The 12,486-nt window shown below is 63.6% G+C and carries 10 protein-coding genes and 1 pseudogene; 4 read left to right on the top strand and 7 right to left on the bottom strand.

Annotation, left to right across the window (positions count from 1 at the left end; translation table 11 throughout):
* Window positions 1-5: 5 nt before the first annotated feature.
* Window positions 6-446: a DUF4810 domain-containing protein gene (locus BG90_RS08365; RefSeq protein ID WP_010117433.1), complete on the bottom strand. Its 441-nt coding sequence runs from the start codon at window positions 444-446 to the stop codon at window positions 6-8.
* 50 nt (window positions 447-496) lie between these two features.
* A complete protein-coding gene (locus BG90_RS08360; protein WP_025990042.1) occupies window positions 497-1,174 on the bottom strand; it encodes a CsgG/HfaB family protein in 678 nt (225 codons plus the stop codon).
* 84 nt (window positions 1,175-1,258) lie between these two features.
* Between BG90_RS08360 and BG90_RS37270 the strand changes: the two genes are divergently transcribed.
* Both BG90_RS37270 and BG90_RS08345 read left to right on the top strand, forming a co-directional pair.
* On the top strand, window positions 1,259-2,005 hold the full coding sequence (locus BG90_RS37270) for a hypothetical protein (protein WP_232239062.1): 747 nt from the start codon (window positions 1,259-1,261) through the stop codon (window positions 2,003-2,005).
* A 143-nt stretch (window positions 2,006-2,148) separates the two neighbouring features.
* Window positions 2,149-2,970 (top strand): alpha/beta fold hydrolase, encoded by an 822-nt coding sequence (locus tag BG90_RS08345; protein ID WP_010107112.1) that lies wholly within the window; start codon window positions 2,149-2,151, stop codon window positions 2,968-2,970.
* 286 nt (window positions 2,971-3,256) lie between these two features.
* Here BG90_RS08345 and BG90_RS08340 read toward each other — a convergent pair whose 3' ends face one another.
* The 4 genes from BG90_RS08340 to BG90_RS08325 all read right to left on the bottom strand — a co-directional run bounded on the left by BG90_RS08340 (window position 3,257) and on the right by BG90_RS08325 (window position 8,575).
* A complete protein-coding gene (locus BG90_RS08340) occupies window positions 3,257-5,062 on the bottom strand; it encodes a methyl-accepting chemotaxis protein (protein ID WP_010121136.1) in 1,806 nt (601 codons plus the stop codon).
* Between the two features lie 444 nt (window positions 5,063-5,506).
* Complete coding sequence (locus BG90_RS08335; protein ID WP_010107115.1) at window positions 5,507-5,878, bottom strand: hypothetical protein; 372 nt, start codon at window positions 5,876-5,878, stop codon at window positions 5,507-5,509.
* Window positions 5,879-6,078: 200 nt separating this feature from the next.
* A complete protein-coding gene (locus tag BG90_RS08330) occupies window positions 6,079-7,743 on the bottom strand; it encodes an FAD-binding oxidoreductase (protein WP_010121140.1) in 1,665 nt (554 codons plus the stop codon).
* Window positions 7,744-7,930: 187 nt separating this feature from the next.
* Window positions 7,931-8,575: a lytic polysaccharide monooxygenase auxiliary activity family 9 protein gene (locus BG90_RS08325; protein ID WP_025990434.1), complete on the bottom strand. Its 645-nt coding sequence runs from the start codon at window positions 8,573-8,575 to the stop codon at window positions 7,931-7,933.
* A gap of 791 nt (window positions 8,576-9,366) precedes the next feature.
* Here BG90_RS08325 and BG90_RS08320 point away from each other — a divergent pair.
* On the top strand, window positions 9,367-10,485 hold the full coding sequence (locus tag BG90_RS08320; RefSeq protein WP_232239061.1) for a DUF8173 domain-containing protein: 1,119 nt from the start codon (window positions 9,367-9,369) through the stop codon (window positions 10,483-10,485).
* A gap of 284 nt (window positions 10,486-10,769) precedes the next feature.
* A pseudogene (locus BG90_RS38045) lies at window positions 10,770-11,045 on the top strand (hypothetical protein); the annotation flags it as partial.
* Window positions 11,046-11,132: 87 nt separating this feature from the next.
* On the opposite strand, the gene BG90_RS08315 reads toward BG90_RS38045, so the two are convergent.
* Entirely contained in the window at window positions 11,133-12,401 is a 1,269-nt protein-coding gene (locus tag BG90_RS08315; protein WP_045568109.1) for an IS256 family transposase, read from the bottom strand.
* Between the last annotated feature and the right edge of the window lie 85 nt (window positions 12,402-12,486).

Genomic DNA, 12,486 nt, shown 5'->3' with positions numbered 1-12,486 from the left:
AGCCCTTATTGTTGTTGTGCTTGCGTTTGAGTTTGAGTTTGAGTTTGCGTCTGCGCCGGCGGTTTCGGTTGCGGCGCCGCGGATTTCTTCTTCAGCAGGAAATCCATGAACGGCGACGATTCGGGAAACGACGCCTTCTCGGCCTGGAATGCCTGCTCGGCCTGCTGTTCCTTGCCGACGCTCGCGTACAGCATCCCCAGATGCGCTTCGAATCCGGGCGGCGGACGGTTGCCCTTCGCGCGGATCTGCTGCAGCGCTTTCTCGAGCGCGTCGATCTGGTCTTCGGGGCTCTTTTGTCCCTTGAAGTATTCGTAGACTTGCGGCTGATAGCCGTCCCATTGATAGAGCGGCTTCGGCTGATTCGCCGCGCAGCCCGTGAGCAGCGCGCCCGCTGCCGCGATCGGCAGCCAGGCCCCCGTCTTGAAGGTCTTCTTCGTTGTTGTCATTGTCGAGTGAGTCGATGGATGAATGGTTCGGCGCGCGCCGCGCCGTGCGCTTACTTGCCGGACGCGAGCGCGCCCGCGTCGACCTGCTCGACGAGGTGATTGACCGCTTCCTGGATCGCGAGATCGAGCACCTTGCCGTTCAGCGTCGAGTCGTAGCCGGCGGTGCCGCCGAAGCCGATGATCTCGCGGTTCGACAGGCTGTATTCGCCCGCGCCCTGGCTTGACAGCACGACTTCCGACGTCGTCGTGTCGACGATGTTCAGGTTCACCTTCGCGTACGCGATCTGGCTCTTGCCGCGGCCGAGAATGCCGAACAGCTGCTGATCGCCGACTTCCTTGCGGCCGAACTCGGTCACATCGCCCGTCACGACGTAATTCGCGCCTTTCACCTTCTGCGTTTTCTTCATGAAGGCGGCTTCCTGCTTGATTTCGTCGAGATTCTCGCGATCGAGCACGTTGAAGCGGCGGCTCTGCTGCAGCTCCGTGACGAGAATCGTCTTCGCCTGGCCGCCCAGACGATCGATGCCGTCGGTGAAGATGCCGCGCATGTAGCTCGAACGGTTATCGAACTTGCCGACCGCGATCTCGATCGGCTTGCCGGCAAACGGCTTTTGCGCGCTGGCCGACGCGGGCACGGGCAGCGTGCGCGACGCTTCGGTCGCGCAGCCGCTCAGCGAGACGACGGCCGATGCCGCGAGCAACGCCAGAACTGTCTTCGAAGTTTTCAAACGATGGACCCTCCTTGGAGATCGCTAAAAATGCCGTGTCGGCGATCCGGGGCCGATCGGTCGGCCCGGCTCGCCGCACTCCGCGTGCGCGAACCGATGGGCGCGCGTGCGCGTCCCGGATGCGTCGCCTGCGGCGGCGTCCGTGAAGGCGCGCGCGACGAGCGCGCACGCCGGACGGCGTCGCGTTGCGCGAACGAGCCGCAACGCGACGCCGAATGTCAGATGCAGGATCGAATGGGAAGCGCGAATAGTCGGAATTCGCGCGCGGCAGCCGGCGTGCTCGGCCGCGCATCGGCACGCCCGCGCATGCGCGCAGCGCGACGCGGCGCACGGCCAAACGGTGTCGAGCCCGCGCGCAGGCCGGATACGATCGCGGCGCGACGCGCCATCGACGATCGGCCGCGCGCCGGACCGCGCATCGGCCGCGACGCGGCGCGCGCCGATGCGTTGCGGCGCACCGGTCCGTTCGCCGCGCACGCCGCCGGCTCGACCGTGTTCACCGCCCCCCGATGCCTGGATGAAGCCAGGCGCCAAATCTCGTTGTGTGCTGCCACTGAGCTCTCACGACATGCAATTGTTCTCATAGTACGCAACGATAACGGCAACCGTGCACGGACGACAACAAAAAAGTGCCGAATGTCGAGCGACCGCAACATTGCACGCATGGCGTGCCGCGCATCGACGCACCGGAATACCGGGGCATTTCTCGATTTCGATTGCCATACCGAGTTTGACATGCCGATGAAGCGTGCCAATTCGAATTCGATGGCTTCCAAGCCGACCGGCACGATGACGGCGCGCGCGATTGATTTCGCCACACGGCCGATATAAGGTGGCACGGCAATTCCGTCAGCTCGCATTCGACGGCAGCAATTGCGACGATCGCCGCCGATTCGATTATTTCCGCATACGCATCGATTCGACGCGTTCACCCGAATTCCTTCAACCCATTCACCGCCAGAGACTTTATCGATATGCCTTTCGTCACTATCGATGGCCAGCCGCTTCACTATCAGATCAGGGGCACGGGCGCGCCCGTGCTGCTCGGACACAGCTACCTGTGGGATTCGTCGATGTGGGAGCCGCAGCTCGAGGCGCTCTCGAAATCGTATCGAGTCATCGCGCCGGACCTGTGGGGACACGGCCAGTCCGGCGCCCTGCCCGCCGGCACAAGCAACCTCGACGATCTCGCGTCGCAAATGTGCGCGCTCCTCGATCACCTCGGCATCGAGACCTGCTCGATCGTCGGGCTGTCGGTGGGCGGCATGTGGGCGGTCCCGCTCGCGCATCGCGCGCCGCAGCGGATCGACCGGCTCGTGCTGATGGACACCTACGTCGGCGAGGAGCCGGACGCGACGCGCAACAAGTATTTCCAGATGCTCGCGGCCATCGACGCACAAGGCGCGATTCCCGAGCCGCTGCTCGACGCGATCGTGCCGATCTTCTTCCGCCCCGGCATCGATCTCGCGAGCGAGTTGCCAGCGGGCTTCCGGCGCGCGCTGCAGGCGTTCACGACGGACTCGTTGCGCGACTCGGTGATTCCGCTCGGCAAGATCACGTTCGGCCGCGGCGATGCGCGCTCGAAACTGAGCGCGCTGCCGGCGGACCGGACCCTCGTGATGTGCGGCGCGAACGATGTCGCGCGGCCGCCCGACGAGACCGACGAGATGGCGACGCGCATCGGCTGCGAGAAAGTGTTCGTGCCGAATGCCGGACATATCTCGAATCTCGAGAATCCGGAGTTCGTCACGCGGACGCTGCTCGATTGGCTCGGGCGCGACGGCCGTCGGGCGTGACGAGCCGGACGCCGCACGGGACGCGGCGTGCGACGAATTCGAAGTGCGGCGGCTCGGCGCTACGTCGTGGCGTCCTTGCCGACTTGCTTCGACGAAGCATCGCTTAACGAGTCCCCGTTCCCGTGCCGCGTCGCGCCGCGTGCGACGGCGCCGACGCGAAACCGGACGCGGTACAGGCCGGCAACCTGCCGCAGCCGGCGCTTGCCCGGCCGGCCGCACATGATGCACGCGCCGATGCCGAATGGCGCGACGACATCGATGCGAAGCGCCGCCGTGCCGAATCGAATCAGGCGACCCTGAACTGCCCGACCGCTTCGGCAAGCTCCACCGCCTGCGTCTGCAGCGCCGAAGCCGCGGCGGCCGACTGCTCGACGAGCGCCGCATTCTGCTGGACCATCTCGTCGAGCTGCGCGACCGCGCGGTTCACTTCCTGGATGCCGCGCGTCTGCTCGTCGGCGGCGTTCGAGATCTCGCGCATGATCGTCGTCACGTTCGAGACCGTGCCGACGATGTCGCTCATCGTCTGCCCCGCCTCCTGAACCAGCGTCGCTCCCGTCGACACGCTCGTGACGCTCGAAGCGATCAGCGCCTTGATCTCCTTCGCCGCCTGCGCGCTGCGCTGCGCGAGCGTGCGCACCTCGCCCGCGACGACCGCGAAGCCGCGCCCTTCCTCGCCCGCCCGCGCCGCCTCGACAGCCGCATTCAGCGCGAGGATGTTGGTCTGGAACGCGATGCCGTCGATCACGCCGATGATGTCGCTGATCTTGCCGGATGCACCTTCGATCTCGTGCATCGTCGACACGACGTCGGAGACGACCGTGCCGCCGCGCGACGCGACGGACGCCGCGTTCGTCGCGATGTCGTTGGCCTGGCGCGCGGCGCCCGCCGATTGCGTGACCGTCGACGTGATCTCCTCGATCGACGCGGCCGTCTCCTGAAGGCTCGCCGCGGCCGATTCGGTGCGGCGCGACAGATCGTGGTTGCCCGATGCGATTTCGCTCGCCGCATGGCGCACCGATTCGCTCGCATCGCGAATCACGCGCATCACGTCGTGCAGCTTGCCGACGAACGCATTGAACGAGCGCGCGATCTGCGCGACTTCGTCGCGGCCCGTGTCGGGCAGACGCTGCGTCAGGTCGCCCGTGCCGGAGCCGATCGACTCCATCGCGTCGCGAACGCGCGCGAGCCCCTTGAACGCGACGCCCGTGACGGCGCTCACGATCACCGCCGCGACGGCGACGAGCGCGACGAGCGTGCCGATCGACACGAGCAGCAGCGAATGCATGCCGGCCATCGCGTCGGACTTGTCGAGCGCGACGACGGTCAGCCAGTCGGTGCCCGGCACGGCGCGCGCGCGCATCAGCTTCGCGGCGCCCGCGACGTGCGCTTCGACCGGCGCGGCGTTGTCGTCGGCCGACGACGCGGCGAGCGCGTCGATGCTCAGATCGTCCGCGAGATCGGTGACGGGCTTGAGCGTGAGCTTCGGATCGGAATGCGCGACGATGTGGCCGCCGCGGTCGACGAGCATCCCGAAGCTCTCGGGCGTCGGATGGATCGCCTTCACGTTCGCGATCACGCTGTCCATCGCGACGTCGCCGGACACGACGCCCTTCAGTGCGCCGTCCCTCAGGATCGGCGCGGCGAACGCGACGACGAGCTTGCCCGTCCCGACATCGACGTAAGGCGGCGTGACGATGGGCTTGCCCGCCTGCACGGCCTGCTTGTACCACGGGCGGCCGGTCGGATCGTAGTCGGGCGGAATGCCGGTCGGGTCGGAGAACTTCGCGGTCTTGTCCGCGTAGCCGACGTAGACGTTGGTGAACCCGCCCGCGGCGGCGATCTGCTTGAGCGCCGGAATCGGATCGGGCGCGAGGGTTGCGTCTTCGACCGACACGATCATCTGCGTCTTCGACGCGACCCAGTCGGCGATGCCCGCCTCGTGGCCGGTCAGCACCGCGCTGAGGTTCTGGCTGATGGACTCGCGGTTGTAGCGATTGGCGACGAAGTAGTTGAGCGCCGTGTTGATGACGAGCGAGCCGATGACGATGGCAAGGCACGCGACGAGGATGCGGGACCGGATCGAGGAGAGCATGGAGGCGACGTGGGGTGTAGGGCGAACTTATTGGTTAACGGCTGCAGAAACGTTCGACTTAACCCGCAGAAGACGAGGAGCCAGGGTTTTTGCTCTAGGGTTTACACCGTGTGCGCTCGTGTTTTTGTCCGATGTACCGCCATTTCTCCAACGACTTTGAAAGGGCGCGAGTCGATCAGAAAGATTGGCGATGAAACGTGAATCGAGGGCTCGCAACTGAATGGCTGCTGTTCGAGCGGCGCGCCATCTCGATTCCGTTGCTCCCGGAGCAAAGGAGCGGCGAACGATGCAATGCTGGCAACGCAGTCGCCGGCTCGACGCCGAGGCGAAAACAGGCGCCCGCGAAGGCGGCTGCGCATGCAGCGGCACATGACCGCACGGCGCGCCCGCATGCGGCTCGAGCGCCGCATGGAGTCCCATGCGGCGCTCCCTCGTTTGCCGTTGTCACTGCTTCTGCTGCTCGTCCTCCGCATGCAAAAGCTGCTTCTTGAATTTGCCTACGGTAGCGTGATCATGGCCGTAACTCACCACGCGATAGACGGCGCGCGCAACGTTGCCGCCGCCCACGTTACAGATGATCGTGCCGTTCGCGCTCTTCAGACCCGGCGCATGCTGGCCGATCCAATCGTGATTCTCGATGGTCGTTTCGATACGGCAATCGTCGGGAATGTTTATCCCGATCTTCGACAAGAAGGCGCGCGGGTGGGACAGATATTCGAGATATTCGTCGGGCGTGCATTCCCAAAAATGGACATGGAATGGCTCGTCACGAATGATCTCGGAGCGCGCTGATAGGTCCACGATTTTTGTCGGCATCTTGGTCTCCTGATGCGGCGTCGATGCGCCGGCTTTCCATTAATGGACGAAACCGCAAACAACTCGAAAAGGCCGCCGCAGACGAATTCGCCCGCGGCGCTCTCGCGTCCCGTAAACGTCGTTCAACGGAACGTTTGCAACCGATCTACAGCGAGCACTGCAGATGCAATCACCACGCATGGCCATCGACGATCGCGCGGTCAGCCCACCGGCGGCGTCAGCGGAATCGACATCTCATGCCTGAACAGATTCCCCGGATCGACCGCCTGCTTCGTCGCGACGAGCGACGCCGCCTTGTCGCCGTAGTAAAGCTCGAGCCATCGGGGATCGATTCGCGCCGGGTCCTTCTCGAGATACTTCATGTCGATGTCCGGATAGTTGATGTAGCAGCCCTCGTAGCGGCCGCTGGCATCGCCGTAGGGCTTGCCGCCCTGATCCGCATGCACGGCGTTGAACAGATCGTGCAGCCATTCGACATGGAATGCGTCGTCGCCGGGATTCGTCCAGTAGGTCTGATACTGGGACTTCAATAACGAACGCCGCTGATAGACCGACGTCGGGTTCGTGCTTTCGTCGTTCGTGTTCACGCAGCCCCCGTACGAATCGATCTGCACCAGCGTTTGGTTCAGACGCGGATCGTCTCGGGTATTCAGATAGGTCCACAGCGCGTCGATCTCGGTGTCGCCGAAATTGCCGATCTGGTACGCCGACTTGTACTTGCCGCGCTGATTCGCGCCCGATTGGTTGATCATCTGCGTCAGATACAGCCAGTCCATCTTCAACGCGTTTTGAGTGGCGTGCGTCAGCCGCTGCCCGGCGAGCGGATGCCCGAGCGTCGGAAGATTCGGCGCGACGAATCGATCCCAGATGACCGGCATCTGGCCGGCCGCCGCATTCATCGTGTCGACGAAATCGATGAAGGGCGCATCCGCCGCACCGCCGACCGTCCCGTCTTTTCCCGTGTATTGGATCGCGAGCACGATCGGCCCGGACGAGCGGTGCTGCAGCTTCAGGAGCGTGAACAATCCGCCGTTCGCGAGCGCCGGATCGCGGGCGTCCCAATCGGCGTCGTTGCGGCTGAACCAATCCCAGTAAGCCTGGATGAAATGGCCGAAGCTCGCCTTCGTGAAATGCGACCAGGGATACGCGAGCGTCAGCCAGTAGGCGTCGCGCGGCGCATCGGGCAGCGCCTTGAAGTAGTAATTCAGGATGATGCCGAAGTTGCCGCCGCCGCCGCCGCGGCACGCGATGAAAAGCGCCCGGTCCGTCGCATCGGCGCTGCCGAGATGCGCATGCTTCGCCTCGAGCGCGGCGCCGCCCGGCGCGGGCGTCAGGATGTCGACGCCGGCCAGCCAGTCGACCGTCAGGCCGTGCATGCGCGACAGCAGACCATATCCGCCGCCGACGATATGACCGCCCGCCCCCACCGAATAGCACGAGCCGCCGGGGAGCGTCTTGCCCGACGTCTTGTACAGACCGACATAGCCGTCCCAGTTCTGGCTGCCCGCGGCCAGCCGAAACTGGTAGCGCGCCAAGCCGGCGCCATCGAACGCCGACGTCAACTGCCCGCGCGGATCGAAATCGAAACCCGACATCAGGCCGAGATCGACGATGGCGAGCGGCCGCCCATCGTCGCTCGGCAACCGGTTCGCGACGAAGCCCTCGTAGCAATGCCCACCGCTGCGCACGGTGATCCGGCAGCCCTTCGCGAGCGCATCGCGCGACGCCGCGATCACATCGTCGGCCGTGCGGCACACGTAGATCGCCGCGGCGCCTGCGTTGGCCGTCGGCGGCCAGCGCAGGTTGAACCCCTTCTGAAGGGTCGAATAGCGGGGATCGGCGCTGTCGACGAGCACATAGGCCATATGAATCTCCGGCGATCGTATCGGGTGCATCCATGTCGAGCGAACCACGGCCGTGCGGCTCGCGCCACGAGCGCACGATCGTCTCGGCGATCGAAGGACGAGACGGCCAACGGATGGGCTCGGATCCGATGGCCGCGATTCTCTTCGCACGGTCAACCGTAACCGGTCACGGAAATGGCGGACCGGCTCACGCGAAATTGAGGTCGATCACCTGATAGAACGCGTTGGCGGTATCGGCGACGTCCCACGCTGCGAGCAGCACGTGATAGCCGGTGCGATTCGGCAGATTGAGTTCGTGAATCGTGTCGCCCTTGGGGATCAGTTCCCGGTCTGCGTTCGGCCCCCAATACGGCTGATACGTGTTCAGGTAGATCTTGAGCGGCTCGGATTCGAACTGCGCGCGTGCGAGCCGCGCACCGGCATCCCATCCTGGTTTGGTGATCCAGTAGGTCCAGCGCCGCGTCTTGTGCGGCATCGAATACGACCACGTGATTTGCAGCGATTGGCCGGACCGCACCGCGTGCTTCTGCCAATGCGCAACGGAATCGGGCTCGTTGAGCTGCGCCCGGGCGTCCGCGGTGCGTCCGCCGCTCGCGATTTCGCCATCGCGCGGCGGTACGCCGTTGGCGACGTCGTCCGGCGCGTCCGGATCTTTCAATCCGCCTTGGGTTGCGGGAAAGAACTTGCCGCCCTCCAGCTCGTTGACCTGTCCGATATCGAGCTTGCCTGCTTCGTAGAGGAACACGGCGCGCGACTTGGGCGTGATGACGCGACCGTGCTTCGGTGAATTTGCGGCGGGATTTGTTTCGCCTTTCAAACCGGTAGTGCTCATGTCGCCTCCTTTGCTGCAAACATGCCGGACATCGGCAAAGCCAACGTTTGGAAGCTATTCGCGATACCAATGGAATTTATGCTAGGACCTTAATTCGAGATGTTCCAATTAATTTTCATAAATACCTTGCAGTTTGTATTTTTCATTAAGTCAATAGGGCGAGGCACCGTTCTCAAATCGATCAATAATAAAATTATTGGCACGTCAATTCGACATTCGAGATTCAGCACGCTCGAAGGACGTCGAGGAAATCAATCGATCGGGAAGCGGCGTGCCACCGGATGCGTGCTTCGCGGCGAGTGAGTGCTGACTGTGAGAAGCAACGTCAGTCAGGCCGGGAATTCGGGCGCATGTTCATCGTGTACGCGATGCAGAGGCACGACGGCACCGATCGAAGTGAAACAGAAATTCGAACGACTATGGGACGAGACAAATACGGCTGCCGTTCAATACTTGGGAAAACAGGAATCAGCCCCGTATATTGCATTTCTGAAACGAATGCGCGACGTGTGCGAAGAAGTCCGAAAGGCGCACAAACGCACATCGACGACCAATCCCCCAACTGACTGCAATTCCTATCGTCTCGGGCGCGCCGGCCGCCTCTTGGGTAACGTTGCCGCGCACCAGGAATGCGTGCGATCTCAATCACCCTCGCCTCCATAGCGATGACGAATCGCCAACCTGACCTATGATTTTCACGGGGGAGCGAGCGACGAACAGTGACAGGGCTGGATCCCGGGAGACGCGCGCGCCCATGCCAAGACTGTCGCCCGCACACTGGGAGCGCGATCATGCATCGGCTTGCTGTCGTATCCATCGTATTGCTTCTCGCACTCGCGGATGTGGCCGGCGCGGCCTGGCGCGCAGAGTCCGGTTTCGCTCACGACATCGGCAGCGACCACTTCGCTGCGGGCAGCAGCGTCGAGATCGAGCAGCCGGTTGCCGGCGATGCGATTGCCGCAGGCGAGGCGGTCACGCTTGCATCGAACGTAGCCGGCGACGTCGTTCTCGCAGGCCGCGATCTGCTGATCGACGGCAACGCTGGCGAGAACCTTTACGCTGCGGGCAGCGAGTTGGTCGTGAATGCCGCCGTCGGCCGGAACGCGCGCATTGCCGGCCGCAGGGTCGATATCAGCCGGCGCGCGCAGATCTCCGGCAACGCCAGCATCGCCGGAGGGCGAGTCAACGTGATCGGCGACATCAAGGGCTACCTCCAGGCAACAGGCGGCCGCATATATATCAACGGCGCGATCGGCGGCGACGTGGAAGCGAGTGGACGCGAAGTGACGCTCGGTCCGAATGCGCGCGTGACCGGCGCGCTGCGCTACCGCAGTCCAAATCCTATCGAACAAGATCCACGCGCCGTCGTCAGTGGAGGCATTGAGCGGCTGACAACGCACCGGCCTGCCGCGCCTGAACACACCGTGCTTCGGGTCGGGCGCTGGATCTGGACGATCGGCCTGATGGTCCTTGCCGCGCTGCTCGTTGCCATCATGCCCGGCTTTTGGCTGCGTGTGTCCGAAAGGGTCAGGCAGCGCTTCCTGCTGAGTCTGCTGCTGGCATTCGTCGTGACTGTTTGCGTTCCCGTTGCTGTGATTGTGCTGCTTGTCACCGGAATCGGGGCGCCGCTGGGCATATTGGCCGCCCTTGCTTACCCTGCGCTGCTGCTCATCGGCTACGTGAGCGCGGGTATCGCGCTCGGCGATGCGACCCTGCGCCGCGTCCAGCCGACCGACGCGGCATTCAAACGATGGCGCATCGCATTCGCGGCGCTGGCAACGCTAGCGCTTTCGCTCGTCGGATGGATTCCGTGGATTGGCGGCTTCATCGCCGTCGTCGCGTTGCTCGCCGGCGTAGGCGCACTCGTCTTTGAGGGATGGACCGTAGCTTCCGGCCGCAAGCCGGGCTAGGCTCGAACGCGCCGGCCAACTGTTCAGTCCGGTCAACGCCAACGCAACCGTCTGGCCATGGGCGGCGATGTAATCGAAAAAAGCGGCGTGCTCGTCACGTGCGAGGGCATGCCATTCGACGATCGAGCTTTCACTTCGGTTCGGGCGGGCCGCCTGTGCAAGGCGGCCCATTTCGTCGCTATTTCCTGCTGCATCCGAGCACGCGGAATATCTGGGCTCGGAACATCGAGCGATGCACGCTTCTGCTCCAGGCTCCAGCGATCGTAAGCAGCCGCTTCCGGCTCATCCGAAGCACTCGCTGGCACGATCTCTGCAGCGCATGTGGAGGAGCTCTGGCATGTGTAGTGCGGTGCGGTACGCCGTTGCAAGTGCTCAAGGAACTCGGCGGATGGGAAACGTTGGAGATGGTGCAGCGGTATGCGCACCTGTGGGCTGATCACCTCGCGCGGTAGGTGCAGCCGCATCTGCAAACGGCTCAGGTGATCGAGCTACCGACTGCAGTGTCAGCGGATGGCAGAAACGCCGCTGGTCGCCGCCGGCTGACTGTAATTTCACTGTAGTGGGGGAAAACGACCTAGGGAGGAAATCGCTGGAAGCCTTATCTGGGACGTGTCAGGAATTTCGTGTGCTGAGGCCGGTTAAAAATCTCAGCTGATGGCGGAGGTGAATCGCTCGCCGAACAGAATGGCGAACTGATTGACTGCTTGCCGCCAGGTGATAGGCGGCATCTTCCAATCCTTTTCGATGTTGCGCAAGGCCAGATACAGCAGTTTGCTGGCGGCTTCGTCGCTCGGGAAGTGGCCGCGGTTCTTGACGATCTTGCGCAACTGCATGTGCATGCTCCCGATAGCGTTTGTCGTATATACGATTCGACGCACCTCGGGCGGATAGGCGAAGAAGGGGATTACCTGTTCCCATTGGCGCTGCCACATGGCCGCGACGGTAGGGAATTTGCGCCCCCACTCGCTTTGCGCAAAGGCGTCGAGCGCCGCTGCCGCCGCCTCGGCCGTGGCGGCCTGATAGATCGGCTTGATCGCGGCAGCCAGCGGCTTGCGATCCTTCCAGCTCGCCAGATTCAGCGAATTGCGGATCAGATGCACGATGCAGGTCTGGATTTGGGCGGCCGGATAGACCGCCTCGATCGCTTCGGGGAAGCCGCGCAACCCATCGACCACCGCGATCAGGATGTCGTGCAAGCCGCGGTTCTTCAGCTCGTTGAAGACCTTCAGCCAGAACTTGGCGCCTTCGGTTTGCTCGATCCACAAACCCAGTACTTCCTTGCGGCCGTCGGCGCGGATGCCCAGCGCCAGATAGACCGCCTTGTTCTTGACCGTGCCTTCGTCGCGGATCTTCAGCCGCAGCGCGTCAAAGTACACGATCGGATACATGGCCTCGAGCGGCCGCTGCTGCCACTGTTCGACGTCGGCCAGCACCTCGTCGGTGACCGTCGAAATCAGGTCGGGCGAGACTTGCAACCCGTACAGTTCCAGCAGATGGCCCTGAATCTCGCGAACGCTCATGCCGCGCGCATACATGCTGATCACGTGGTCGTCGAAGCCTGGCAGCCGGCGTTGGTACTTGCCGACCAACTGCGGCTCGAACGTCGCCTGTCGATCGCGCGGAATATCCAGCTTCAGTTCGCCGTTGGGCGTCAGGACCGTCTTGGGGCTGGTGCCGTTGCGGTGGTTACCGGCCCTGCCTTGCTCGGTCTCGGCTTCCAGATGGTGGCTCAACTCGGCCGCGAGCATGCGCTCGGCCAGTTGCTTCTTGAGCTGGCCGGCCAGCCCCGATTCGCCCAGGATCGACTCGGCATCCTTGCCCTGAACCTGGGCAAGCAACTGATCGATCAGCTCATCGGGAAACAGCTTCGGTGCCTTCGGGTTCTTGCTCTTCTTGGTCACAGTTGCATCGGTCATAGGACGTTAGTTCCGTTATCGTCTCATGACCTCAGCACACTAAAAATCTGACAGGCTCCTTATCTGGCTTGGCGCGCCCGGCTGG

It is taken from the genome of Burkholderia oklahomensis C6786 (genome assembly GCF_000959365.1).
Classification (GTDB): Bacteria; Pseudomonadota; Gammaproteobacteria; order Burkholderiales; family Burkholderiaceae; genus Burkholderia; species Burkholderia oklahomensis.
Note: the sequence above shows the minus strand (reverse complement) of the source record. Positions and strands in the feature narration are given on the sequence as shown.